Below are 26,535 nucleotides of genomic sequence, written 5' to 3' on the forward strand. Positions count from 1 at the left end.
TTGAAATGAATAGGTTTCTGGAGTTATTAAATAAAATGTCAGGAAAGCTTCTGGTAGCTTTAATATTAATTATTGTCGTTTATCCAATTTTTTGGCTCATTACTTCTTCTTTAAAAGCACCGGGAGAATTTACCAATCCCATGTTCATGCTTCCAGAAGGCCTTTATTGGGAAAATTATCGAGTAGCCTGGGTGGATGGAAATATGGGCACCTATTTTCGAAACAGTGTGTTTGTAACGTTTCCGGCACTTTTTCTAATAATTGTGATGGGAGCAGGGGCTGCTTTTGCTATCGAAAAAATGAGATGGAAACTCAGCCGGAATACTTTGCTCCTCTTTCTTGTAGGTATTATGGTTCCGATTCCTATTGTGCTGCTCCCATTGTTTACGATATTTTTCAACGTGGGCATGCTTAATAACTTATTAACTTTAATTATAGTTTATGTTACTTTTGGACTGCCATTAACAATCTTCCTTTTCTCCACTTACTTCAAAGCAGTACCGAATGAAGTAATTGAATCAGCAGTTGTAGACGGGGCAAGTATTTATCGGGTATTTTTCAGTATTGCTATGCCTATGATTTTAAATGCGGTCGTTACCGTCACTCTGGTGCAGTTCTTCTTTGTATGGAATGACCTGATATTTGCTATGACTTTTATCAATGATTCGGAATTACGAACCATACAGACTGGTTTGATGAGCTTCTCCGGGGAATATGGGCAGAGGCAGTGGGGGCCGACTTTTGCCGCTATTTCTATGGCAGTTCTTCCAACGCTGATCCTTTATCTCTTTTTAAATAAGGTTGTTATGAAAGGAATGACAGGTGGGGCAGTTAAAGGATAATAAACGACTTTTCCTGCTTGCAGAAATAAGAAAGGAGCCTCCTGTATGGCTATGCAGCAACAGACTGAAAGGGTTATTCAATATAATAATGAATTTTTGGAAAAAGCGGAACAACTTAAACCTACTTTCCGCTACAAAGAAGTAAAGCCTGTAGATCTGGTAAAGGTAAATGAAAATCCAAATGTGATACACGGGTGGGAAATATCACGTGAAGCAGGGGCAGACATATTGAAATCAAAAGAATTTGGTAAGGGAGACGAGGCAGTTCTGGATTTCAAGACGCACCTTGTAGGCCGGGTGACTTTCGATGTGAATGCAGTAGGCAGTCCGCCTGATGCACCTGCTTATATTCGACTTACTTTTGGAGAAATGCCTGTAGAGGTTGGAGAAGACTTTTCGGATTATAATGGATGGCTCAGTCGATCATGGCTGCAGGAAGAGTACATTCATGTTGACACTCTCCCAACCCATGTAGAACTCCCTCGCCGCTATTGTTTTCGGTTTATGAAAATGGAAGTTCTGGATACCTCAAGAAAATACAACGTGACTATTTCTAATGTAATTTGTCGTACGGAGACATCAGCCAATGAAAAACCTGAGCTTATGGTTCCTGAGAAAGACAAGTTAAACAGAAAATTAGAGCAGGTAAGTCTGCTGACATTAGAAAATTGTATGCAGGATGTTTTTGAAGATGGACCTAAACGTGATAGACGGCTCTGGCTTGGCGACCTACGTCTGCAGGCGCAGGCAAACTACGGCACATTTAACAATGACGATCTTGTGAAACGGTGCTTATATTTGTTTGCTGCAGCCCCTGACTCTCAAGGGAAAGTAGCAGCCAACTTATTTATCCATCCAACTCTTATGCCGGATGACACGTACCTGTTTGATTATTCGTTGTTTTTCAGCACGACTCTTTATGATTATGCATTTGCTGCTAATGAATGGGAAACAGCTTTAAATCTTTGGAGTACAGCTTTCCGTCAGTACGAAATTGCAGCGGAAAGAATCGATGGAAACGATCTTTTAATGGATGATGAATCCTGGTGGTCATTTATTGACTGGAAAGATGGGTTGAACAAACAAGCTCCAAGTCATGGGGTCTTCATGTATGCTCTTCAAAAAGGAATAGCACTGGCTGAAAAGGTCGGCACGGACCAGCAAACCACTTATCTCCGAGAGCTTTACAGGCAGCTTAAAAAAGCAGCACTCTCTCATCTGTGGTCTTCAGAGAAGAAGTTTTTTGTGAGTGGATCCGACAAGCAGGTTTCGATAGCTTCTCAGGTATGGATGATTCTGGGTGGAGCACTGGATAAAAACGAAGCACAAAAACTTCTGAAACGTATAGAAAACGAAACTGATATCCTGGGAATGAATACCCCGTATATGTATCATCACTACGTGGAAGCTTTATTTCAGACAGGACTTAAAGAAGAAGCGGTGAAACAGCTGCAGTACTATTGGGGAGGAATGCTCGATCATGGAGCCGATACTTTTTGGGAATTATATAACCCTGAAGATTTAAATTTTTCTCCATACGGAAGTCATATTATTAATAGTTATTGTCACGCATGGAGCTGCACGCCTATTTATTTTCTGCGTAAGTATTTATATAACTAAAAATATTTCATTTAAGCTGCTGGATAAATATGATCCGGCAGTTTTTATTTATGTAAATTAATCGGGAAATGGGGAGGAGAGCGGAGTAGAAAAGTGGGCCTGTTCTAAACGAGAGACTGCCAAGTTACCCTGGTGAAAATATACGAATTTTCGCGGTCGGCATTCTCCTGTAAAGACAAGAAACCTGCAATGAATCTCGCATGCAAGGAAAGATGGTAGGAGCTGGGGAAAATAGTCAAGCAGGACAAGTGGGTGAGAAATACAGCCGAGGGTGGAATTTTTCAGGCGGGTTAAATATTTCTCCTCGAAACCACGGGAATTTAGTATTTAACTAAGCAGTGAAAATGGTACAATGAATAAGGATTAACAAACATGGAGGCGGATGATGAAGATGAAACTTGGACTATTATACGGCGGGAAGTCAGCCGAACATCAAGTATCGCTGCAGACGGCAAAAGCAGTTATTAAAGCACTGGATCTGACGAAATATGAGGTTCACCCGATATACATAACGGAAGACGGCGAGTGGGTCAGAGGTGAGCAGCTTCACAGCCCGGTGGACGACGTAAAGACGCTGCGCCTGAACGACAACGGAAAAAAGGTTTCCCCGACGTCCCTCAATTCGGAAATTTTTCCGGCGGCGGAAAATGAACGTGGAGAAGGGAAATTTGATGTCGTTTTCCCGCTGCTTCATGGACCGAACGGCGAAGACGGCACGGTACAGGGGCTTCTCGAACTGCTGAACATTCCTTACGTTGGAAACGGCGTGCTGTCGTCTTCAGCAGGAATGGATAAAGTGATGATGAAAAACATTTACGAGCAGGCGGGTATCAGCCAGCCGGCTTACGTCTGGTATCTCCGCGGCGAGTGGGAAAAGAATGCCGAAGCGGCCTACGAAAAAGTAGAAGAGAAGCTTGGCTATCCGTGCTTTGTGAAACCGGCGAACCTCGGCTCGAGTGTCGGTATCAGCAAGGCGGAAGACCGTGAAAGTCTCGCGGAAGCTTTCCGAGTGGCCTTTGAATACGACCGGAAAATCATTATCGAAGAAGGCATCGACGGACGCGAAGTGGAAATCGCTGTTCTCGGTAACGACGAGCCGGAGTGTTCGGTCGTTGGAGAAATCGTTCCAGAAGCAGGATTCTATGACTATAAGGCAAAATACGAAGATGGAAGCACCGGTCTGATTATCCCGGCAGAAATTACAGAAGACGAATTTGCGCGCATTAAAGAAGTGGCCGTGCAGTCTTTTAAAGCGATTGACTGCTCCGGGCTTGTTCGCGCTGATTTCTTTTTGACAAAAGACGGTGGCGTCCTGATGAACGAAATCAACACGATGCCCGGCTTTACGCCTTTCAGCATGTTCCCGATGCTCTGGCAGAAGTCCGGTCTCGAGTACCCGCAGCTGATCGAAAAGCTCGTCCAGCTCGGCGTGGAACGCTTTGAAGAAAAGCAGAAGATCAAGCACACATTTTAAGGAATCTCTCAAAAGGCTGACTCCTCAGTGGGGCAGCCTTCTTTTACATCATATGGATAACGAAGAAGGAGCGGATAAGATGATCAAACGTACGCTGCAGGACATAGCGCCTTGGGTGAACGGAGAAAAACTCGGGAATGCCGAAATAAGCGGAGTGTCAACAGATACGAGAACGATCCGGGAAGGCAGCCTTTTTGTCCCGATCGCAGGAGAACATTTCAACGGCCATGATTTTGGGGAGAAAGCCCGGGACAACGGAGCTGCTGCGGCACTCTGGGGCAAAAACCAGCCGGCGCCTCCAGCAGGATTCCCGGTCATTTATGTGGAGGATACGCTTCAGGCGCTGCAGGATCTTGCCAGAAACTACCTGGCCTCTCTGCCGGCCAGAGTCATTGGCATTACCGGCAGCAATGGCAAGACAACGACGAAGGATATGGTGGCCTCTGTACTCGGCACCACCTATAAAGTGCAGAAGACAGAGGGTAATTACAATAACCATATCGGACTTCCGCTGACGATCCTCGGCCTCGAGGAAGATACGGAGATGGCAGTACTGGAAATGGGCATGAGCGGCCGGGGAGAAATCGAACTGCTTTCAAGCATCGCCCGGCCGCATGCGGCTGTCATTACGAATATCGGAGAATCCCACCTGCAGGATCTCGGCTCCCGGGAGGGCATTTCCGAAGCGAAGTTTGAAATTGCGGCAGGGCTCCGCGAAAACGGCACGCTGATTATAGACGGGGAGGAGCCGCTGCTGACGAAAAAGGCAGCCTCCGCTCCGTTCCGGGTACTCACATTCGGTACCTCGGATACGAATGATTATTACCCGGTACGATCCGAACAAAAAAAAGACGGAACGAATTTTACGATTTATAAGGAAGCAGAAGAAAGCTTCTTTATCCCGGTGCTCGGAAGCCACAATATCAACAACGCTCTCGCTGCTATCGCCGTGGCAGGCCTGTTTGAAGTGTCATATTCCTCGATCCGGAAAGGACTGGAACGGCTCCAGGTCACCGGCATGCGCACGGAACTTGTAGAGGGCAGGGACGGCGTGACGGTTATCAATGATGCTTATAATGCCAGCCCGACCTCCATGCGCGCTGCTGTAAAGCTGCTTCAGGATTTACAGGCCGACGGCAAAAAAATTGTCGTACTCGCTGATATGCTGGAGCTCGGTGAAAAAGAAGAAACGTTTCATATGGAAACCGGGAAAGACATTGAAGCAGCTGAAATTGATTATGTCTTTACACTCGGAAGCCTCGGCAGAAAGATTGCCGAAGGAGCGGCTGTAAATTTCTCGGAGAACCGTTTACTATCGTTCGACGATAAACAGGCGCTTATAAAAGAACTGGGAAGTCTCGTCGGCCGGGGGGACGTTGTTCTCGTGAAAGGCTCCCGCGGCATGAAGCTGGAGGAAGTCGTCCAGTCGCTGGCATAACGTAACCTATTGAAAGACATTTTCGCCTTCTGCATTCTAATAACAGAAAAATTAGAAATGATGAGCGTTTACGAAACTATAAATGAAAAGCTGTTTTAAAGCGAGTATTTGAGAGATAAACTTATTTTTCCGAGGGAGTTTGTTGTTGATTAGTATAAGGAACTTCGCTACAGCTATGCCGTGGAGGAGATCTCCGGGTGGGCTGCGTCCTGCGGGATCTTCCGACCTCCCTCTTTCACGCGTATGTTTCCGCTTCGTTTTAATTTGCTAATACAGAAAGCCCGCTGGTTGAACCAAGAAGATACCTAGGTAAAAACGAGTGACAGGGCAGAGACACCTGCGGAAGGCATCAAGATCCTCCCGCACGTCAGGGAAACGCCCCCATGGAAACGAAAGCGCACGTTCATTGCTTCAATACTTTATTTTCAAGGTAGCCAATGAAAAAGGGCTGGACCAATTGATTTTTGGTCCAGCCCTTTCTGCTTTCTTTAAACTCGTATAGTGGAAGTTATTTTTTCTTTTTCTTCTTCTGAAGCAGGCGTTCTTTTCTTGCAGTAAATCCGCCTACAGTTCCGTCGCGGATATCCATTTCGAGCGCTTTATCACAGACTTTGATCGCTTTTGCGTAATTCCCTTCCTGTTCATAAATAACGGCAAGGTATTTGAAAGCCGGTACTTCCGGGGGAATGAATCCCAGCAGCGAATCGCCGTGGTATTCCTTTTTATATTTTTCAATCACTTTCGGGGCGAATTTGATGCTTTCCTCAGAGAGCTCTTTACATTTTTCGATCGGAGCATCTCCGGTTGTGCTGCTCAGCACATAATAATATTCCACGGCTGCGTTATACCATTCAAAGCGGTCAAACACATCGTTTTTAGAGGCAATATAAGCGTCAAAGAGCGCTGCTTTTGCCTGCTCGTCGTCCGCGAATTTGTTCGTTTCAAACTGCTTCATCGCTTCTTCAAAGAGCTCTCCGCGGGTCGACTTTCTCTGGTGTTTGTTCGAATCATCTTTTTTTAAGAAATTAAATACTCCCATTTCTGTAAACTCCTTTCCTCTTTAAGACTATAGAACCCCATTCCCTAAAAAGCCGCTTTTTAACAATACGATTTTTGTCCCGTTACGCAGAGGGCGAAAAAGGGTACAGCTATTTCTAACGGAGAAAGGAAAAGGGGGCTGGTTATGACCAGGTTTATAAATTACATAACGGAGGATCCGTTTATTGCTACATTTATTATAGCGGCTGTTGGAGTAATGCTCCTGCTTGTTTTGATGCGTATATTAAAAAAGACTCTCGGGCGCTATGTAAAAGATGACGATAACTGGTACCGCACGAGAAAAGCGGTCAACGTATTTGGTTTTCTGCTGATTGCCATCTTTCTTGCGGTGCTTTACAGCGATATGCTCGGGGGCATTACCGTAGTTCTGGGTGTCGCGAGTGCTGGGATTGCCTTTTCTCTTCGGGAAGTAATTGCAAGCATTGCCGGGTGGCTGACGATACTTGTCGGCGGCATGTTTGGTACCGGAGACCGGGTGCGTCTCGGAGGGGTGACGGGGGATGTCATCGATATCGGCGTGCTCCGGACGACAATTATGGAAACCGGCGACTGGGTGGATGCGGATTTATACAACGGACGCATTGTGAAAATTGCCAACAGTTTTGTTTTCACGTCACCGGTATACAACTACTCGACGGATTTCCCTTTCCTCTGGGACGAAATTACGCTGCCGATTAAATTCGGCAGTGATTATACGTTTACAAGAGAGATGATCCGCAGTACCGCTGAACGGGAAATCGGCATGTACAGGGAAGAGACAGAGGAGTACTGGAACAGGATGGTCAGGAAGTTTATTATTGAAGACGCCAAAACAGATCCGATGGTAACGTTGAGTGTGAATGATAACTGGGTCGAATTTACGCTGCGCTATGTGGTGGACTACAAATCGCGGAGAAAGACTAAAGACATTCTGTTTACGAGCATTCTTGAACAGATAGAAGCAAATCCCGGTAAAACGTCCCTGACTTCCGCCAGTTTCGAACTGGCCAGTCTCCCGAGGGTGGACGTGCAGCTGTATCAGAAAGATAAAAATTAAAGCTTTTTTGAAATGACGTGTTTTAACTCTTGCTCAAATGGTAATAGCAGTAGAGGAACAATTATTATTTGGAGGGATTAACATAATGACTATTTTATATTTGAGCGATAAAGAACAAGGTTTCCAGGAAAAGAGTCTTGATAAGTATGACATCGAAACGATCCGCGGCATCGTACAGGGACCACCGGAAGCGCTGTACCTGCCAAACAATATCGTTATCTGGAAAAACCCTAAAGCCGCTCTATTAAATCAGGAGAAAAAACTCGTTGTCCGCCACGAAGGCGAAATGGGCGATTACATTCACGGTGAGATTGCCGTAACCGGAACGGACGGCACAAAAACAATCAGCCTGTCCGATGATCAGATCGAGTACTTCAAGAACAAGCTTGAAGAAGTGACGGTAGATGGCGAGAAAATGCTTGCAATCGATTACTAAACAATTTCAATAGTTTTTCTTTAAAAGGCCTTCATGACTTTCTTCGTCATGAAGGCCTTTTTTTGAGGGTTTACTATTTATTCAAGGGTCAGTTTTTTCTGTAATCGTTCTATCCGCCCCTGGAAGCCGCCGGGGGTGCCGTCACGCTGCTGATGGGCAGCGGCTTTCCTGCAGACGTCGATGGCCTGTTCGTAATTCCCGCTTTCTTCGTAGAGAGAGGCGAGCCGTTGGAATGCCGGAATCTCCGGAGGAATAAAATCGAGAAGAGACTCTTTATGATATTCTTTTTTATACGCTTCAATGATCTGCGGGGCAGCATCAATGCATTCACGGCAGATTTCTATGCACCTTTCTTTCCGAACTGCGTCTTCCGGTATTCTCTGTCCGCAGTAATAGCTGATGGCAGTATTAAACCATTGATAACGGTCGAATATATAATTATGGGAAAATTCGTAGGCCGCTTCAAGAGCAGCCTGGGCCTCGACATCGTCTTTGTAACGGGCTTCAGAAAATTTCTTCATGGCGAGCTTGAATTTTCTCCGCTCGGGAGGGAGAGGGGCTTCCTCTTTTGGAATATAGGTAAATTTTAACCATCCCATTTTTAACACGCTCCATTCCATAATGTAGTTGATTATTTCTCCTATTCCCGATTCCGGAAAGAATAAAGGCCTGTCCGTGTTAAAATTTGTTATTTTTAAGATTAAATAATAGTTATTCAGATAGGATTGAAGAATTCCGCTCCAGCTCTGCCGTGGAGGAGCTTTGCAGTTTCAACGTGCCTCCTGTTTTACGGTATCTTTTCACATGGAAATGACTGTTATGAAAAAAGAAAGGGTATAGAATAAGTAGTAAGAAAGAAGCAGATGGTTAGTCAGGAAGTAATCTACTATATTCTTATTAAAAGAGGGGGATAATAATGACTGAAGCTAAAATGAAAGCCGTAGTGTGCAGGGAATATGGAGGGCCGGAAGTACTGGAGGTAAAAGAGGTGGACAAGCCTGTCCCGGAGGATCATGAAGTGCTCATCAAAATTCATGCAACCGTTGCGGCGCCGGCGGACTGTGCTTTTCGTAAAGGCGAGCCCGCGATGACAAAAATTTTTACAGGCATGAAAAAACCGAAGCATATTCCAGGGAGCGAAATTTCCGGCGTTATTGAAGAAGTGGGCAAAGAGGTGAAACTGTTTAAAAAAGGCGATGAAGTGTACGGATCGACCGGAACAGAATTCGGATCTAACGCTGAGTACATTACGTTATATGAAGGAAGTGCCCTTGCTTTGAAACCGAAAAACGTGACTTTTGGAGAAGCCGTTGCAGTAAGCGAAGGAGCCCTTACAGCTCTTCCATTTTTAAGAGACAAAGGGAAAATTAAAAGCGGCCAGCGCGTCCTGATTAATGGAGCGGCCGGCGGCGTTGGATCCTACGCTGTACAGCTGGCTAAATATTTCGGGGCGGAAGTAACGGGGGTCTGCAGCGAAGCTAACCGGGAAAGGGTGACAGCCCTCGGTGCGGACCACGTGGTGGACTATAAAGCAGAAGATTTTACAAAGCTGGAGAAGAAATATGATATTATTTTTGATGTGGTAGGGAAAAGCTCTTTTTCAAATGCGAAACCGGCGCTCAAGCCATACGGCATTTATCTTTCTACCGTCCCGACCCCGCTTTTGATCCAGCAGACGTTCTGGAGTTCGCGCTTTGGAAATAAACGGGCAGTCGTATCGGCTACTGGACTCAGGTCTCCGCACAAAAAGAAGCTGGACCTGCTGTTTATTAAAGATCTTGTGGAATCAGGAGAACTGAAGCCGGTAATTGACCGGGAGATGCTGCTCGAACAGATTGCGGAAGCCCACAGCTACGTAGAAACGGGCCATAAGAAGGGAAGTCTCGTTATTAAAATAGCGGACTGACCGTATAATGAACAAAGAATCAAGGAGGACCACGCATGCCGACAGAAACAAAAGAACTGGAAACGATAATTCCTTTTGCAGAGAAGCTGCAGGAATTGAACGAAAAAACGCTGACTACCCCGGTTCAGCCGGGAAAGTGGTCGATCCGGGAAATTATTGGGCACTTATATTACTGGGACCGCTATTTACTGGAAGCCATGATTCCTCATATGCACGAGGGCGGGGTGCTGCCGCCATTCCCGAATCCGTCCGTCTATAACAGGGCGGCGATTGCCTCGCTGGAAGGCAGAAGAGCCACCCGGATTGTAGAGGAGTTTCTTGCCGTACGCCATTCTCTCGTGGAGCACCTTGCCGGAATGGACCCGGCTGCTTCTTTCCGCCTGTCCGGAACGGAGGAAATCTATACGCCGGAGCGGATGATCAAGAAATTTGCCATGCATGACGTCCATCACCAAAAACAAATGGAAATCTATCTGCGTGAGGGAGTGAAACGACGGTCCTCCGCTGATTGATAAAAGAGAGTACAGAAAAGCCGGTCTGCAGTTCAGCTGTGAGCCGGCTTTTCTTCTATAAAAGGAGCGTTCATATGTAATTTAACACGTATATGAATCCATTTCATAAGTACTTTTCTCAGATAAATAGATAGACATTTATAATAGTAGTTCATATATAAACAAAAGCAGATGCAAGACTATTTCCTGGGTATTTCACAGTAGAATTATTATAGTGACTTTGAAAATTCAGGACTTCATATAAAAGATACAAGAATAGGAATCGTCGTGCCGGAATATATGGATATCGACTCTATTGAAGATCTGCAGGAATAGTACTGGAGAAGCATTTTCCGTAGGCTTTCGTTTTGGGATTGCTCCGGGGAAGCTTTCGAAGTACACTACAGGAAAGCGGTTATCCTAAAAAAAGGAAGTGATTCTATTGCCTGTCGATGTTTATATCAATTTCAACGGCAACTGCCGGGAAGCGGTCGAATTTTACGCGGAAGTTTTTCAGACAGAAGAGCCGCAGTTCATGACGTTCGGTGAAGCTCCGCCCGATCCTGATTATTCCATGCCGGAAGAAGCGGACGATTTAATCATGCACACAAGACTTGTTATTGAGGGCAGTACGGTCATGTTTTCGGATTTATTACCTTCGATGCCTTTTGAGCAGGGAAACAATATCAGCCTTGCTGTATTAAGTAAAGACGAAGCGGCGCTGCGCAGCTATTTTTCCAAACTGCAGGAAGGCGGCCGTGTGAATATGGAACTCCAGAAAACGTTCTGGAGTAACCTGTATGGCAGCGTCACCGACAAATTCGGAATTGAATGGCAGGTCAGTCACGATAGTGAAGGCTGACAGAAAAGCGAATTTTAAAATAGTCCTCCTTTAAACTTTAAGCTTAGGACGGCCCGCCCGGAAAGCGCTCCCATGGAAACGAAAGCGTGCGTCTATCGCTTATCTACTTTATTTTCAAGGCAGCCAAACGAATCCATTTCATAATATACTTTTCAATTTATAATGTGAATATTCTTATGTGAAAATCGGATGATTGAAACGGCAGACGGCGACTCCGGCGGGATGAAGCGAAGTCTGAAAATCCATTCTTCCAGTGTACAGCACTGGAAGAATTAGTTGAAGACGAGCCCCGCGGAAAGCGTCCGTCTGAAGTGGAAATCAATCACCATGTTCGGAAATCCCTTTCTTTTAGCGACTTATGAAATTGATTCAAACTTTAAAACGACAGGAACCTTCTATATCAGAGGTCCTGTCGTTTTTTCTTTCAAAAATTTCCTGACGGGCAAGTTGAATTTCTGTAAGTATCCATGATTTTCTACTGCCAGGAGATATCTTTTTCGGGATAAAGCTGTTTGACCCTGCGCTGAAAAGAAACGACGGTTAAAATAATGGATCCAATCATAAGAGCGATCCCGGCTGCCTGCCAGCCGGTTAAAAGTTCATTCAGCACATAAAAGCTGATAACGACAGAAATGATTAATTCAACGGAGGATAATATGACCGCCTTACTCGATTCAACATAATAAAGACCGAGTGTAAAGAAAATATAGGCAAAAATAGTAGAGACGATCGAGATGCCGAGGAGCGGTATCCAGACCGCTCCGGTTAACAGCAGTTCATGATGCTCCCATATACCGCTCGTTGGTAGCGTGAAAATACTGCCTGCTACAATAGCATAAAAGGTCATCGTAAACGGGTGGTAGAGGCCGCTGATATATTTACCGATCAGGCTGTAGGAGGAACAGAACAGTCCTGCAAGCAGACCGAGAAGGAGCGTGCTGATCGTAATGGAAACGCCTCCGGCTGGAAATAATCCAATGGCAAGGGCACAGCCGACGATCGTAAAGACAATCGCTGTTCCTTTTTGTGGAGTTAATTTTTCTTTAAAAAAGATCCGCGCGATAATTGCTGCAAAAATCGGCGAGGTATAAATAAAGACGACGGCGATGGCGACGGTGGCACGTTCCATTACAGCGAAATAAAACCAGTTAAATAAAGCAATACTGACAACTCCGAGTACGAAAAAATAAGGGAAATCACGAAGCCTGATCTTTAAATACTCCCGCGCCGAAACGAGGAGAACGAGAAATAAAATAATACTGGAAAGGGACAGGCGGGCAGTAACAACCTGCCAGGGTGTAAAACCGTATCCATACAGCTGCTGCACGAATAAACCGGTAACTCCCCAGCACGCAGCCCCGCCGATGACACAGGCGTAAGCAACTGCTGAATTCATGGCCGATCCCTCCTCTTTACGTTCAGATATATTTGGTCTGCCTGAAAAGAGCAGACAGCGTCATACAGCCAAAGTACCGCATATAATGCGGAAATACAATAGAAATTTACCATTTACAGGAAAACTTTTTCAGTATAATTTTCTTTGAGGGATAACCTGTTCATACGTAAGTGGTCTGATGAATAATATTTGGCAGGGAGGAGCCTGCATTCTTCTTCGTACCATTGGATCGTGACGCTGCTTTATTCAGTCTGACAGAGAAATTTCTGTTATCCAGGCATGAATCAATTTCATCAGGACTTTTTCCGGGAGAACAGACGAATATTAATCGAATAATTATATTCTGACTTTCCTATTTAAAAATGCCATCATAGAAACGTAGATCGTGTACCTTATTCCTTTTTATAAAGTGTGGCTTCTTAACGAATCGAAAGACCAATATCATGGTGATTCCTCCATTTTTTGTAACCTCCTCTGTTTCACTTACGACTAAAGTTATAAACAGAGACAGAATGGAGGTTTTTCTTATGAATAGAAAACAAAGTCTTCTGTTTATTCTTCTGGCAGCTGTGCTGCTCGTTCTCGGGGCATGCATGAATCAGGCGGAAAATAATCAGGCTTCCGATAATCGGAATACAGAGGAAGCCGTGAATGATGACGGAGGTCTCGTCGAGTCAAACGAAGGGGCTCCGGATGCTCCTGCGGAAGAAGATGGGGAGCAGGAAGATTTTCCGGAAAGCGAGGAAGCACCGACTGCCGATCAGACAGGGCAGATGGTGATTTACAACGGAGATATCTCTATCGAAGTAAATAATTTTGATACAATCCAGTCTTCCATTCAAGAGCAGGTCGACAGCATGGGAGGGTATGTCGTCGAGTCCAATGTGCAGCAGGCAGGAGAGAACGAAGAGCGTAGTGGAAGAATAGTCGTCAGAATTCCACAGGAGCATTTTCACCCGTTTCTGCAGGAATTGGAATCTGCTAGTACGACGGTACTGGAACAATCCACAAGCGGAAACGATGTTTCGGAAGAATATGTCGATCTTGAGTCCCATCTCGAGTCTCAGGAGGTGGTGGAAGAGCGGCTGCTGACTTTCCTGGAAGAGGCTGAGTCGACGGAAGATCTGCTTGCTATTTCTCAGGATCTGGACGAGGTGCAGAGTGAAATCGAACGGGTGACCGGAAGAATGAATTATTTGGAAAACCAGGTGGCATTTTCTACCGTCACGATCCAGATACAGGAACGCGCCGTTCATGTCGATCAGATTCAGGATCAGGAGTCGCTGAATACTTTCGAACATGCACAAAGTCTGTTTATGAATACGGTGAACTTCCTGCTTACGGCGTTATCGCGCGTGGTTATTTTCCTTATCGGATTATCCCCGGTGATCATCCCTCTTGCTGTTATTGCTGGAGCTGTTTACTGGTTTTCCCGGCGCCGGAAAAAGAAGGAGCAGAAAAGTCAGGAATAAGCGGAGCTTACCTTGCTTACGCAGTTTCGTAAATTTCTCCTTTTCGTCAATCATAATAACAGCGGCCTTCCTTAAAACAAACTGAAGGTTATGTATCTTATTCGGGATTTACTCGAGGATCTTCTATTGAGGAATTCTTTACTATATAGTGATTTTAGAGAGGCTCATAATGTCCTGTCCCGTTTTTCAGAGGCTTAATTTACTGAGGAGCGGGGTTTTGGTTTGCAGCAGTCAAAAAAAGCCGGGGTCTGGCGGCTTACGCTCAGAAAAAGATTTGATATAATAAGTGAAAGGATTTATCCTGAGAACGGAAAACAACGTTATGGAGGAGGCAGGATGATGAGGGAATCACAGATGACCGCTGCCGCAGATGAAAAAATGAATATTCAGGATCATATAAATGAAATTGGAGACAAACAAGGTGCTCACATCCTCTATATGTTTGATGACGAGGAACGATATATGGATCACGCTGTCGATTATATAGCCGAAGGCATTTTAAAAAAACAGAAGATTATTGTTGTAGAGTCCAAATCCTTTCTGGGAAAGCTGAAAGATAAACTGCTTGAAAAAGGACTTCCTCTACAGAAACTGAAAAAAATCACATACGTCGAAAACGATGAGCTGTATTCGTCGGCAAGCGATTTTAATGCTTCTAACTCCTATGAGAACCTGTTGAACCTCCTGGAACCGAACTTTGCCGGAAACGATGCGACAAGGATCTGGGGTCAGGTTTTAGTTCAGGGGAATGCGATCAGCGAATTGAGAAAATACGAGTGCGCCTGTGATGACCTTCTCGGGGAAAAGCATGTAATCAGCGTCTGCTCGTATAATGCTCTGACATGTTCCTCCTTTATTCAAAATGAAATGCTTAAAGTTCATGAATACTTTATGACGGACGAACAGATCGTCAAATCTCCCCTCTACAGCGAAGACTATTTATTGGAGTTTGCCGAAGCAGACAAAAAGAAGTTAAAGAAAATCGAGCAGGACTATGAAAAAATAAAAGAAAAAAATAATAAACTGCTTCTCGAGCACCATCAGCTTCAGATGGCTAAAAGAAATGCCGAAAAAGCGAATCGGACGAAGAGTATTTTTCTATCGCAGATGAGCCATGATTTACGTACGCCGTTAAACTCTATTTCCGGATTTACCCAGATTCTTCTGGAAGAAGAGCAAATGAGTGGAAAGTCTTTATCGATGCTGAACAGAATCAATGATTCCTCCAATCATTTACTGGAATTAATAAAAGAAATTCTTGATTTTTCTGCTATTGAAGCTGGAAATATCCGTTTAAATGTAAAGCCTATTCCAGTTAAAACGCTTCTGGAAGAATGCATTTCCGCTATTTCCTTCGAGGAACATTCCAACGTCGATATCGTGGTAGAACCTATGGATGAGGATTTGTATATCGAGGCCGATCACATGCGGATAAAGCAGGTAATCAATAATTTACTGACGAACGCCCTTAAGTACAACACGGATAATGGAAAAATACGCATCTACACGTCAAGAGGGCAGAACAGACTAAAGCTGAATGTGGAAGATACAGGGATCGGGATCCCGGAACAGGAAATAGACATGTTATTCAAGGCTTTCTACCGCAGTAAACGAAACATGCAGCAGTGGAAAGGTTCCGGCCTCGGCCTCGCGATTGTTTCGAAGCTGACAAAAGAAATGGACGGCTTGTATGGAGCGTATAACAACGAAGGAAAAGGCGCTACGTTCTGGGTCTCTTTCAAAAGCATGGAAAAAGAACAGGTTGTCTTGTTTGAGGGTGAAAACAGGATGAAGGAAGTTATCGAGCCTGTCCCTTCACAGGAGAAAAAAGTCTTATATATTGAAGATCAGCCGGAAAACCTAGAGCTGATTGAAGCGGTGCTGAAAAGTGTTGAAGGAGCTTCCTTATCAGCTGCTGAAACCGGCCGGGAAGGAATCCAGGCAGCAGCGGAACACAGCCCGGACTTAATACTGCTCGACCTTGGTCTCCCGGATATAGATGGCAGGGAAGTCCTTTCCAGTCTGAAAGAAGAGGAGGCAACAAGAGATATACCTGTTATTGTTATCAGCGCTGATGCGAATGACTCTACGGTTGAAGACATGAGCAGACGGGGCTGCGTGGAATATATTACAAAACCTGTTCAGCTTCAGGAATTAAAGAAAAAGCTGTCTGTATCGTTACAGGTTCGGTAAAAAAAGGCTTTCCCCTGAAGTTTGGAGGGGAAAGCCTTTTTTATGCTTATTGAATAAGTGAGTCTGTCTGTGCCGAACGGTAATTGAAAGCATCAGGTAATAAGGATAGTTTTTTCATTAATATAAGCAGTGACGTCTTCCACAGAAGAAGGAGGGAAAAAATAGTGGCCCTGCAGGAGATGACAGCCTTCTTTTAATGCAAGAGCAAGCTGCTCTTCGTTTTCAATACCTTCAATAACAGTTTTTATCCGCAGATCTTTGGCAAGACCGCTGATCGATTTGATCACAGCCCGATTTTTAACTCCGTCCGATTCATTTCTTAAAAATGACTGGTCAATTTTTATCGTATGGACCGGGAGATACTTCAATACACTCATTGAAGAGTAGCCCGTACCGAAATCATCGATGGAAATTTTAATGCCGAGATCACTCAATTTTTCGACGATGACGAAGAGTGCTTCAATGTTTTCCATGAAGATGGTTTCGGTAATTTCCATTTCCAGATTTTCAGCTGGAACGCCTGTTTCTTTCAAGATTTTCTGAACCATTTCATAAAAGCTTTCCATTTTTTGAAGCTGAAAGGTAGAGACATTGACAGTAATATTGAAATCGGTGAAACCTTGATCCTGCCACTTTTTCAACTGAGTGCAGGCTTCTCTTAAAACCCACTCACCAAGCGGGACGATTAAGCCCGTCTTTTCAGCCAGAGAAATAAACTGGACAGGATAAAGGGTGCCAATCGTCGCGTGATCCCAGCGGACAAGAGTTTCCACACTCTTAATGCGATTGGTTCTCATATCGACAATTGGCTGATATTCGAGGAAGAAGTCTTCTTCGTTTAAGGCCTGCTGGATATCGCCGCCGATATTAATCTGCTGCTGGATCATCTGCTGCATTTCTTCTTTGTAAACAACGTAATGATTTTTATACCGTCTTTTCACCATATACATTGCAAGCTCCGCCTGTTTCAACAGTTCTTCTACAGACGTTTCTCCGCTGCCCTCATAATAAGTAATGCCGATACTGCTTGTCAGCTGAAAGGTGTGCTGGTTGTAGTGAAACGGTTCTTCCAGACTTTTGATAATGGATTTCGCACAGGTAACTGCGGTTTCGTGCTGTGGAATATCCGAGATGAGCAGGGAAAACCCCTGGCTTCCTGTTCGTGCCAGCGTCTGATGGCCTTCGAAACACCCGTTAATACGGCCGATCGCTTCTATTAAAAGCTGGTCGACTGAGGAAGAATGTCCTAAATAATCGTGCACGCTTTGAAAACCATCAACATAAATATAAAGAAGAGCCGTCAGAGATTTTTTCTCTCTGGAAATCTGGATAGATGTGGCGAGCCTGCTTTCCAATAGAGATTTATTAGGCAGCTTAGTTATTGGATCGTTGTTTTCAAGAAATCTGATTTTTCTTTCCTGATGTTTTTCTTCTGTAATGTCTCTCGTAACAGAGAGGAGGTATTTTGAACCATCCTTTGAATTGGTAATTAAAGAAAGCTTTGTCTCTTCGACGCTCTCTTCTCTGTACTGAATAAAGACAACCGGCTTTCCAGTGGAAACAGCCTCCTTATAAGACCCTTGTATTTTTTCCCATTCGGAAACAGGCAGGATCTCCTGAAGGGTTTTGTTTATCGGATTGTCGGGGCTGTTTTTTTCAGCGGCTTTGTCATTAAGGAAAACATATTGATAACGGTTCCGCTCTTCTACTTTTAAAATAGATACCTCGTCATCCAATTGATTGGCCAGCTGCTGATAGTCGATTAGATTATCCAAATCGTGCTCACTCCTTTTTGAACGTAATGCTTTCTTGGTGATGAAATAGATTGAGCAGGAAATTTATATATAATATAAGTGAAGGCATTTCGAAATACTTATTATAATGAATCAATTTCATAAGTCGCTGTAAGAAAGAAATTTCCGAACATGGTGAATGATTTCCACTTCATACGGACGCTTTCCGCGGGGCTCGTCTTCAACTAATTCTTCCAGTGCTATACACTGGAAGAATGGATTTTAAGACTTCGCTTAACCCCGCCGGAGTCGTCGTCTGCCGTTTTAATCATCCGAATTTATAGACGAATATTCAAACTATAAATTGATAAAATGTTCGTTAAAATAACTTAAATAATATATTATGAAATTGATTCTAATGTATAAATCCGAATATTTGATAAGATCTCCGTTTTAGACAAATGCTTTCCCGGCGGCTTGGCTTCAGCTCTCTTTTGTAAGAAACCCTTTCGCAAAGGTTGATCTTTCGAGAGCGCTTCCTCCTGCGGGAGTCCCTGTCTTTCATTGCGATATCATAAGTAATACAACCGTTCAGATATAAAATTACGCAAATATTCGTATCTTTCTCCGGGAAACATACTTATAAAATGGATTCAACTAAGAAGAAAAATAGATTTTTTCAGGGTTCTGCACACGTATCTAACATTTAATTATAAATGAGAGGGAGGAGGGGAACAATGCGATCCAGGCGAAATACAGGTTAACGGGTCTGTAATGGTCGATAAAGTGTCTGAAATGTTCGTAAAAACTGGTTTAAGATAAAGAATTATGGGAGGAGGGCTGCTGGTTTCATACTTAGCGCCAAAAGCTTCTTTAAAAGAGGCAGCGGGGCAGCTGTTTTATGTAAGTGCCCCGCAAAGAGCAGGTTTGCAGGTCGAAGATACTGGTAAAGGGGGGCTGCTGGTAGAAGAATTTTATATCCAGGGCGGAACAGCCGGTGTCTGCACCAGGGGCTGTGAATTTTTTACTGCTTTAATCTTTCCACAAGTTCCAGGTACTTGAGCTTTGACACGTGCGCATATTTACTGAAATCTTGAAAGTATATGAAATAGGTTTCGCCGTCACTGATTATCTGAGATACAAAATTTAAATTTATAAGGAAAGATCGATGACTGGAAAAAAAGTTATCTTTCAGCATTTTCGAATAATTCTCGAGTGTTTCATTACTTTCGTATGTCGTCTCTCTAGTATGGATAAAGGTTTTCCGGTTCATTTTTTCAATGAAAACTATTGTATCTGTATCTATAACCTGCAGAGCAGTACTTGTTTTAACGATTAATTTTTTATTTTTGCTGACACTGGACTCTGCCGGTGATTTTTCTGAAGAAATTGAGGGTTTTATTTTTTCCAGCGCTTCATAAAGCCGTATTTTTTTAATAGGCTTAACGATATAATCTACGGCGGAGATATCGAAAGCTTCCACTGCAAATTCTTCGTAAGCTGTCGTAAATATATATTGAAGAGAAGGATTTGTTTTAATACACTCTTTGACCGCCTTCATGCCATCGAGCACCGGAAGACCGATATCGACAAGAGCTACATCCGGTTTAAGGTTGAAATTCAATTCTATTAGTTCTTCTCCGTTTTCTACCACGCCGACAATTTCGAAATCTGCAGCTTTTTTTAAAAATTCCTGGAGAATTTCCGATGAATTAGTATCGTCTTCTGCAATAATTACTTTTCTTTTCTTCATCATTTAAAAACCTTTCCGTAAATTATTAACATGCTGGCAGATCGTTATAATGTCTGCCAAATTTAATAGGTACTCCAGTCAGCAGGAGAGACTCGCATGGTTACTTCCTATTGTAACAAAATAAATAAGCTTCATCATATTTGGGGATTGTCCAAGTGAAACCTGTACCTGGTAAATATCTGTTTTCGATCAATCCGAAAATCATCGGTTGTTCTCACTGCGGCAGAAAAGTATCATTATTAGGAGGCAGAGGCTGTCCTGTCTTTTACCATAAGCTGGAGTGGACATGGGGCGACTCCGAGGCGATGAAGGACGAGCTGAAGATCCATCCCGCCCGACTAAAGGGAGGAAGGAATTAGCTGAGGCCGCCCCTCCCGGCAAGCGTCCCCATGGTAACGAAAGCGCACGTTCATCGATTATCTACTTAATTTTCAATGCAGCCTTTTAATAAAGGGGAGGGTGGAGAGAATGAAAGGATTTGTTTCGTTTGTGGGTGCAGGCCCAGGCGATGTGGAACTAATAACAGCTAAAGGACTGCGCCGTCTCCGGAAGGCAGATGTTGTTCTATACGACCGGCTCGTAAATCCGCGTCTGCTCCGATTTACAAAAGAGACGTGCGAATTTATATACTGCGGCAAGCTTCCGACAAAACACGTTATGCCTCAGGAAACGATCAATAAAACGCTTAAAGATAAGGCGCTTGCAGGCCACCAGGTAGTAAGGTTAAAAGGGGGAGATCCTGCTGTTTTTGGGCGGGTCGGGGAAGAAGCGTCTGCTTTGAAACGGAAAGAAGTAGAGTATGAAATTGTTCCCGGCATTACCTCAAGCCTTGCAGCAGCAAGTTATGCCGGTATACCGGTTACACACCGGAACCATAGTGCAAGTATTACGCTGCGAACCGGTCATTCCGTCGAGAAAAGCAGTACCGTTCCTCAGGATAAAGAGGGGCACGGCGATACAATCGCCTACTACATGGGTGTGAAAAATCTCGGCTATCACTGTGAGGAACTAGTGAAAGACGGGTTTTCACCCGATACGAAAGCCGCGGTCATTGAATGGGCTACAACCGGTAAACAGAGAACTGTAACAGGAACGATTACGACGATCGAAGAGGAAGTAAAGAAGACCGGCATTCAAAATCCGGCAATGACAATTATTGGCGATGTCGTCGGACTGAGGGAAGAGCTCCAGTGGTTTGAAGCGAAGCGGTTGTTCGGGAAACGAATTCTCGTTGCCAAATCTTCCTCAGCAGAAAGCAGTTTGGAGCAGCATTTCCTTGAACTTGGGGCGGAAGCGTACGCTTTTCCCGCTTTGAAGCTGGAAAAAAAGAATCTGGCTTCGACCTCTCTTCAGAGCGTCAAAAAGGCGGATGCTCTTTTATTTCAGTCTCCGGAAAGTGTGACAATTTTACTCGAACAGTTTTATGCGGAAGGATTTGATGTCCGTGATCTTCCACGGAACATTTATTGCCTTTCCGAAAAAACGAAGCGTGTCCTCCAGAATGCGGGGCTGAAATCGGAAAAGATAAACGAGTCAGGCGAAGGGATGCTGGTTGTCGGTTATGAAAAAGAGGAGATCTCTTCACCAGGAGGAGAGATACTGACTACTCACGCCGTGAAACTGGATAATAGATTCAGGATAATAGATGAGCGTATGCTCGAAGAAGAATGGGAAACGGTCGTATTTCCGAGCGCAGCTTCAGTAGACTGGTTCCTGCATGTCCGGAACTTGTACGGGATGTTGAATCTCAGTCATTTGCGGTTTGCCTGTCTTGGAGAAACGGTAAAAAAATATGCGCAGGCACACGGCTTTTCCATATTAGACGAACAAGTGCAGCAGGAACTGGAAATGTGGAAAAACAGTTCTTTCCATCCGGTCCGGTAACCCCTTCAAAGAAGCAGCTCCCAATGTTTATCAATCAACCCACAGGGAATACGTTTCCCATGAAAAAGATAACGATGGGAGGCGTTTTTATTGACTAAAACAATTTTTATTACCGGAGCCGGAACCGGGCTCGGCAAAGGAACGGCGCTCGGATTAGCAAAAGAAGGGCATCACGTCATTGCTTCGGTGGAAAACCATCCGCAGGTCACTTCTCTCCGCCAGGAAGCGAAAGAAGCAGGAGTGAAGATGGAAGTGTTTAAAATGGACATTACCAATCCGGAAGATCAGATCCGTATGGAACGGTACGACTTCGACATCTTCGTAGCCAATGCGGCTATAAATGAAGGCGGACCGCTCGGAGAAGTGCCGATGTCGGCTTTTAGGGAAATCTTTGAAGTAAATGTTTTCAGTACGCTGGAAACGGCACGGATTGCCGCAGCTAAGTTTGTGGAAAAGCAGGAAGGGAAAATCGTCTTCATGTCTTCTATGGCAGGTGTTATGGCTTCCGGCTATAAAGGGCTTTACGCAGCTTCGAAACATGCGCTTGAAGCGATAGCTAAATCATTGAGTGAAGAAATGAAGGAATTTAACGTGAAAGTGGCGACGATCAATCCGGGACCTTTCGATACAGGCTTTAACGACCGCGCTGCAGAAGAAAAATGGGAATGGTTTGATAAAGAAGTTCACTACACTTCTCCGGAAAAAATGCAGGAGAACGACAAAGGTCTCGACAGCCAGTTTCCTGCAGAAGATATGATCGCCGAAATGGTAAGAATCATACCGAAAGATTCCCACAAGTTCCGGACTGCCTATCCGCAGAAAACAGCGGACAGCATGCGGCAGGAAGAACAGGAAAACTGGGAAAAAGAAATGTAAAAAGGCAAGCCTGTTATCATTAGTCCGCTTCCAATTAGAGAATAGCGTCCTTGACGAACCTTTATTCGTCAGGACGCTTTTTTGTAGAGCATTCGAACTGAGAGAGCAGCCTCGGCCGCTTGCTGAAATCAGCTTCGTATATATATACTTCTATTTTTGAAAGAGCATTTAACGGAAAAGCTCTATTAAAGCGTCCCCATGATAGCGAAGGCGGAGGCTCATCGCTTAAATGTTTTATTTTCAAGACAGCCAACGGAAAAAATGCTTAAAAGGACGAGAAAGGTTTCTTTTTGTGATAAATTAAATGGATCGGAATAAAGTTTCCTTGAATTTTACATACAGCAGGAGGGGAGAGCGGTGACTGAAGAAGAAAATATAAAAAAAGCCCCTTCCGTCGGATTATTATTAACGATTTCCATTATCGCCATTTCATTTGCGGCGATCTTCGTTAAATGGTCGGATGCACCTGCCACTATTATTAGTATGTACCGCATGTATCTAGCCTGTCTGCTGCTTCTTCCAATCGTTATTATCAAAAGAAAGCAGCTGTTTCTGCTCAAAAGAAAAGACTGGCTCATTCTAAGTATTTCCGGGGTTTTCCTGGCACTGCACTTTGCGCTCTGGTTCGGATCATTGAAGCTGACGACGGTGGCGAGTTCAACCATTATCCTCGCTTTGCAGCCAGTTGTAGCTTTAATTGGCGGTTTCCTTGTTTATAAAGAAAGGACAAATTTGTTTACAGTGGCGACGATAGGGATTTCTTTTATTGGTATAGTCATGATTGGGATAGGGGATCTGGGGTTAAGCCGGGCGGCTGTTATCGGGGACATTTTATCTTTTCTGAGTGTCATCGCAATTGTAGCTTACCTGTTGATCGGTCAGTCTACTGTGAGAAAGATTTCTCACTGGATTTACAGCTTCTGCGTCTTTTTGATTGCGGGTGTTTCATTGACGGTCTACAATGTTATTGCTCAGGTACCTCTCGGAGGCTATCCCTACGAGGAGTGGCAGATTTTTGTGCTTCTGGCTGTTTTCCCGACACTTGCTCACGTCATTTATAACCTATTATTGAATTACGTAAATACATCCACGATATCGATGAGTATATTAGGGGAGCCAGTAGGCGCAACGATTCTCGCTATTTTTCTATTGGGAGAGACAGTGACCATTCTTCAGACTGTCGGCGGTTCCTTTGTTCTGCTGGGCGTTTATCTGTTCCTTAGGAGGTAAAGTAAAAACAGCTCTTCTGCGTGAGAAGGGCTGTTTTAGAGGTTTTTTATTCTGTCTCCGGTGCTGCTACATGCCAAGTCACTCCAAACCGGTCGGTGACAACTCCGTACATAGAGCTGAAAAAAGTTTTCTGGATCTTCATTAACTCATGGCCGCCGCTTTTAAGGTGGGAATAAAGATGTTCCGCATGTTCAGCACTGTCTGTGTGAACAGCGATTGCTGTATTATCTCCTGACGTGCAGGGCATGCCGGCAGGGCTGTCAGAAAGCATAATGTCCGCGCTGCCCACTTTAAGGTGAGCGTGCATAATCATACTTTTTTCTTCCTCTGTCATAGGGGTTTCCGGCTGTTCCGGAGATTCTGCAAATGTCATCAGCGCAAGTACCTCAGCTCCGAGAATTTCCTTATAAAAAGCTACTGCTTCTGCTCCATTACCGTTTGTAATAAGATAAGGGTTTATTCCAGTAATCATCGTACTCATCCCGCTTCCTTATAGGATTTTTCCACATCTGCAATGATTATCTTTTTCATCTGTAGCATTGCCTGCATGGCTGCCTGAGCTTTTTCAGCATTTTCGTCCTGCAGCATCTCTGTTAAAGCATCCGGGACAACCTGCCAGGATAAGCCGAATTGATCCTGCAGCCACCCGCACTGATCTTCCCGTCCTCCGACCAGCAGTTTGTTCCAGTAATAGTCAACTTCTTCCTGGCTGCTGCAGTGAATGGTAAACGACACGGCGGGGTTGAAGGTGAAGTGCGGACCACCGTTTAATCCGATAAAAGGCTGACCTTCGAGTTCAAATTCCACGACCATTACGCTTCCGGCAGGACCTGGACCGCTTTCGCCGTAATATCTTGTTTTCGTAACGGCAGAATCCTCAAAAATGGAACAGTAAAACTTCGCAGCTTCTTCCGCCTGAGAGTCAAACCAGAGGGACGGGACAATCTTTTGCGTGGAAATTCCCATACTTCTCCGCCTCCCTATTAATTATTGGTATGAAAAAGGGAACTTGTGTTCTTATTATACCAAAAAATCAGTTGTCGGGGGAGAGTAAATAGCATTTTTCATAATTTTTGACAAATAAGATGAACTTATTTTTGTTCAGCAAATAGCCGCCTCCGTAACGTTGGGGAAGCTGGCCAGCCTCAGCTGATTCCGTCCTTTTTTTGCCGGTTGGAGTGGGGAACGTCCTGCTTAGATCCGGAGGAGCCCAATTCCACTATGGGGTCCTGAAAATAACTTAATCAAATAATGAAAAGTACAGAAATTAAACAGAGCGTTTATCTGGAAGGCCGGCTGTTTAAAGAAACTGGATAGAGGATAAAATAACAAATAAGAAAAGAGGTTTTGCAGCCATGAAGCCATTATCGAAAGAATTTTATGAACAGAAAACGCTTGTTTTAGCGGAAAGCTTACTGGGGAAACTTCTCGTAAAAGAAACGAACGAAGGAACGACAGCAGGGAGAATCGTGGAGACAGAAGCTTATCGGGGGCCTATGGATCAGGCGGCGCACAGCTTTCAGAACAAACGGACGAAACGAACAGAAGTAATGTTTGGTCCCAGCGGTTATGCCTACACGTACGTCATGCATACGCACTGCCTGTTTAACGTTGTCAGTGCGGAGGAGGGCTTTCCGGAAGCGGTGCTTGTCCGTGCTGTTGAACCATACGCTGGCAGGGAGTTAATGTTTGAAAGACGGGGGAAGCACCATAAGGAGAGTAATTTAACGAGCGGCCCCGGAAAGTTGACGAAGGCTATGGGAATCTCAATGGAGGATTACGGCAGCTCTTTAAATTCAGGTAAGCTGTTTATTGCCGACGGACCGAAGCCGCAAGCTGTTTCTACAGGACCAAGAGTCGGTATTCCGAACAGCGGAGATGCAAAGGCGTACCCGTGGCGGTTCTGGGAAAGGAGCAATCGGTTTGTGTCCAAGTAGCAGGGAAAGGTTTTCGCCGGAAGAAATGCAGAAGGGTGTTCCACTTTGTAATTTTTATATTCCTGTGTGATTCAGTTTCCTCATATACTTTCATGGAAGAAAGCTGCCGGAATAGCTTTGTTTTTTTAAAAGAAGAAACTTCTTCTTATCTCCCTGCTGCAGCCGCAGGGGGGATTCCGAGGCGATAAAGGACGAGCTGAAGATCCATTTCTTCCAACATGCAGGCGGAAGAAATTAGCAGAGGCCGGCCCGCCCGGAAAGCGTCCCCCGGGAGGTGGAAGCAGCGAACCGTATACCTTTACATAAAAAATATTTTATGAACAGCCTTCATGCATCCAGTGTATAGCACTGGATGCATTAGACGAGTCCTGCGGCACGGAAACTGTCCGTCTGAAGTGTAAATCATTCACAATATTCGGAACCCCTTCTCTTACAGCGGCTTATGAAATGGATTACTTATAAAAATAATTTTAAATTTTTATTTTTTTTAGAAAATGAGGTTATTTTTTGAGAGAGCGGGTATATAATAAGTAACAGAATAGATTCACACCGCAGGAAACTCAGCCATCGCGTTGATTCCGCCAATGCATGACCGGCTGAAGCGGCTCTGCACTTCGATGGATAATCTTTTCTTTTATAAAAGTTTATCAATCCTTCGAATCCTCTGCCGCCGATGAAGCTGAACGTAATGGGAAAAGAAAACAAATATATTGGTTGGAGCGGCAACTTGGAAAAGGATCCTCCAGCATATGTTTTTTCCAATCGTGGAATCCCAAAATTGAAACAAAAACACCTGCGGAAACCAACTGAGGCTCCCTGTTACGCTGAAAGTAACGAACGTAAATGGTGAATGCTTACAGTGCTTAAGTGACGGGAAGAAGCCAAGAAATGGTTGAG

The 26,535-nt window shown here is 44.4% G+C and carries 22 protein-coding genes; 15 read left to right on the plus strand and 7 right to left on the minus strand.

Annotation, left to right across the window (positions count from 1 at the left end):
• Positions 1-5: 5 nt before the first annotated feature.
• The 4 genes from FTX54_RS04380 (at position 6) to FTX54_RS04395 (ending at position 5,374) form a co-directional block, all read left to right on the plus strand.
• The gene (locus FTX54_RS04380; protein ID WP_147803274.1) at positions 6-842 is read left to right on the plus strand and encodes a carbohydrate ABC transporter permease; all 837 of its coding nucleotides are present in this window, start codon (positions 6-8) and stop codon (positions 840-842) included.
• Between the two features lie 45 nt (positions 843-887).
• Positions 888-2,462 (plus strand): family 78 glycoside hydrolase catalytic domain, encoded by a 1,575-nt coding sequence (locus FTX54_RS04385; protein WP_147803273.1) that lies wholly within the window; start codon positions 888-890, stop codon positions 2,460-2,462.
• A 382-nt stretch (positions 2,463-2,844) separates the two neighbouring features.
• A complete protein-coding gene (locus FTX54_RS04390; RefSeq protein WP_187254497.1) occupies positions 2,845-3,936 on the plus strand; it encodes a D-alanine--D-alanine ligase in 1,092 nt (363 codons plus the stop codon).
• 79 nt (positions 3,937-4,015) lie between these two features.
• Positions 4,016-5,374, plus strand: a complete 1,359-nt coding sequence (locus FTX54_RS04395) for a UDP-N-acetylmuramoyl-tripeptide--D-alanyl-D-alanine ligase (RefSeq protein ID WP_147803372.1) — start codon at positions 4,016-4,018, stop codon at positions 5,372-5,374.
• Positions 5,375-5,882: 508 nt separating this feature from the next.
• Here the strand turns inward: FTX54_RS04395 and FTX54_RS04400 are convergent.
• The gene (locus tag FTX54_RS04400; protein WP_147803271.1) at positions 5,883-6,413 is read right to left on the minus strand and encodes a tetratricopeptide repeat protein; all 531 of its coding nucleotides are present in this window, start codon (positions 6,411-6,413) and stop codon (positions 5,883-5,885) included.
• 144 nt (positions 6,414-6,557) lie between these two features.
• Here FTX54_RS04400 and FTX54_RS04405 point away from each other — a divergent pair, with 144 nt between their 5' ends.
• Together FTX54_RS04405 and FTX54_RS04410 are read left to right on the plus strand one after the other, a co-directional pair.
• Positions 6,558-7,469: a mechanosensitive ion channel family protein gene (locus FTX54_RS04405; RefSeq protein WP_147803270.1), complete on the plus strand. Its 912-nt coding sequence runs from the start codon at positions 6,558-6,560 to the stop codon at positions 7,467-7,469.
• A gap of 85 nt (positions 7,470-7,554) precedes the next feature.
• Positions 7,555-7,905, plus strand: a complete 351-nt coding sequence (locus tag FTX54_RS04410; protein ID WP_147803269.1) for a DUF3846 domain-containing protein — start codon at positions 7,555-7,557, stop codon at positions 7,903-7,905.
• Between the two features lie 77 nt (positions 7,906-7,982).
• Here FTX54_RS04410 and FTX54_RS04415 read toward each other — a convergent pair whose 3' ends face one another.
• Complete coding sequence (locus FTX54_RS04415) at positions 7,983-8,504, minus strand: hypothetical protein (RefSeq protein WP_147803268.1); 522 nt, start codon at positions 8,502-8,504, stop codon at positions 7,983-7,985.
• 317 nt (positions 8,505-8,821) lie between these two features.
• Here FTX54_RS04415 and FTX54_RS04420 point away from each other — a divergent pair, with 317 nt between their 5' ends.
• The 3 genes from FTX54_RS04420 to FTX54_RS04430 all read left to right on the plus strand — a co-directional run bounded on the left by FTX54_RS04420 (position 8,822) and on the right by FTX54_RS04430 (position 11,164).
• On the plus strand, positions 8,822-9,811 hold the full coding sequence (locus FTX54_RS04420; RefSeq protein WP_338485476.1) for an NAD(P)-dependent alcohol dehydrogenase: 990 nt from the start codon (positions 8,822-8,824) through the stop codon (positions 9,809-9,811).
• 35 nt (positions 9,812-9,846) lie between these two features.
• Positions 9,847-10,323, plus strand: coding sequence for a DinB family protein (locus tag FTX54_RS04425; RefSeq protein WP_147803267.1), 477 nt, complete (start codon positions 9,847-9,849; stop codon positions 10,321-10,323).
• Between the two features lie 421 nt (positions 10,324-10,744).
• Positions 10,745-11,164, plus strand: coding sequence for a VOC family protein (locus FTX54_RS04430; RefSeq protein ID WP_147803266.1), 420 nt, complete (start codon positions 10,745-10,747; stop codon positions 11,162-11,164).
• Between the two features lie 475 nt (positions 11,165-11,639).
• Here the strand turns inward: FTX54_RS04430 and FTX54_RS04435 are convergent, their stop codons facing one another.
• Positions 11,640-12,560, minus strand: a complete 921-nt coding sequence (locus tag FTX54_RS04435; protein ID WP_147803265.1) for a DMT family transporter — start codon at positions 12,558-12,560, stop codon at positions 11,640-11,642.
• Positions 12,561-13,087: 527 nt separating this feature from the next.
• Between FTX54_RS04435 and FTX54_RS04440 the strand changes: the two genes are divergently transcribed.
• Both FTX54_RS04440 and FTX54_RS04445 read left to right on the plus strand, forming a co-directional pair.
• Positions 13,088-14,032, plus strand: a complete 945-nt coding sequence (locus FTX54_RS04440) for a DUF4349 domain-containing protein (RefSeq protein ID WP_187254496.1) — start codon at positions 13,088-13,090, stop codon at positions 14,030-14,032.
• A gap of 336 nt (positions 14,033-14,368) precedes the next feature.
• On the plus strand, positions 14,369-16,225 hold the full coding sequence (locus tag FTX54_RS04445; RefSeq protein WP_147803263.1) for an ATP-binding protein: 1,857 nt from the start codon (positions 14,369-14,371) through the stop codon (positions 16,223-16,225).
• Positions 16,226-16,317: 92 nt separating this feature from the next.
• Here the strand turns inward: FTX54_RS04445 and FTX54_RS04450 are convergent, their stop codons facing one another.
• Both FTX54_RS04450 and FTX54_RS04455 read right to left on the minus strand, forming a co-directional pair.
• Complete coding sequence (locus FTX54_RS04450) at positions 16,318-18,000, minus strand: sensor domain-containing protein (RefSeq protein WP_147803262.1); 1,683 nt, start codon at positions 17,998-18,000, stop codon at positions 16,318-16,320.
• A gap of 982 nt (positions 18,001-18,982) precedes the next feature.
• Positions 18,983-19,714, minus strand: coding sequence for a LytR/AlgR family response regulator transcription factor (locus FTX54_RS04455; RefSeq protein WP_147803261.1), 732 nt, complete (start codon positions 19,712-19,714; stop codon positions 18,983-18,985).
• 465 nt (positions 19,715-20,179) lie between these two features.
• On the opposite strand from FTX54_RS04455, the gene cobA reads away from it, so the two are divergent.
• The 3 genes from cobA (at position 20,180) to FTX54_RS04470 (ending at position 23,701) form a co-directional block, all read left to right on the plus strand.
• Entirely contained in the window at positions 20,180-21,595 is a 1,416-nt protein-coding gene (gene cobA / locus FTX54_RS04460) for a uroporphyrinogen-III C-methyltransferase (protein WP_147803260.1), read from the plus strand.
• 90 nt (positions 21,596-21,685) lie between these two features.
• Entirely contained in the window at positions 21,686-22,471 is a 786-nt protein-coding gene (locus FTX54_RS04465) for an SDR family oxidoreductase (protein ID WP_147803259.1), read from the plus strand.
• 357 nt (positions 22,472-22,828) lie between these two features.
• Positions 22,829-23,701, plus strand: a complete 873-nt coding sequence (locus tag FTX54_RS04470) for a DMT family transporter (protein WP_246125587.1) — start codon at positions 22,829-22,831, stop codon at positions 23,699-23,701.
• A 46-nt stretch (positions 23,702-23,747) separates the two neighbouring features.
• Here the strand turns inward: FTX54_RS04470 and FTX54_RS04475 are convergent, their stop codons facing one another.
• A complete protein-coding gene (locus tag FTX54_RS04475) occupies positions 23,748-24,173 on the minus strand; it encodes a VOC family protein (RefSeq protein WP_187254494.1) in 426 nt (141 codons plus the stop codon).
• Between the two features lie 5 nt (positions 24,174-24,178).
• The gene (locus tag FTX54_RS04480) at positions 24,179-24,667 is read right to left on the minus strand and encodes a VOC family protein (RefSeq protein ID WP_147803257.1); all 489 of its coding nucleotides are present in this window, start codon (positions 24,665-24,667) and stop codon (positions 24,179-24,181) included.
• 389 nt (positions 24,668-25,056) lie between these two features.
• Here FTX54_RS04480 and FTX54_RS04485 point away from each other — a divergent pair, with 389 nt between their 5' ends.
• Positions 25,057-25,638 carry a DNA-3-methyladenine glycosylase gene (locus FTX54_RS04485; RefSeq protein WP_147803256.1) on the plus strand — a complete coding sequence of 194 codons (582 nt, stop codon included), beginning with the start codon at positions 25,057-25,059 and terminating at the stop codon, positions 25,636-25,638.
• Positions 25,639-26,535: the final 897 nt, after the last annotated feature.

The sequence above is a fragment of the Alkalicoccus halolimnae genome (assembly GCF_008014775.2).
GTDB classification, from domain to species: Bacteria; Bacillota; Bacilli; order Bacillales; family Salisediminibacteriaceae; genus Alkalicoccus; species Alkalicoccus halolimnae.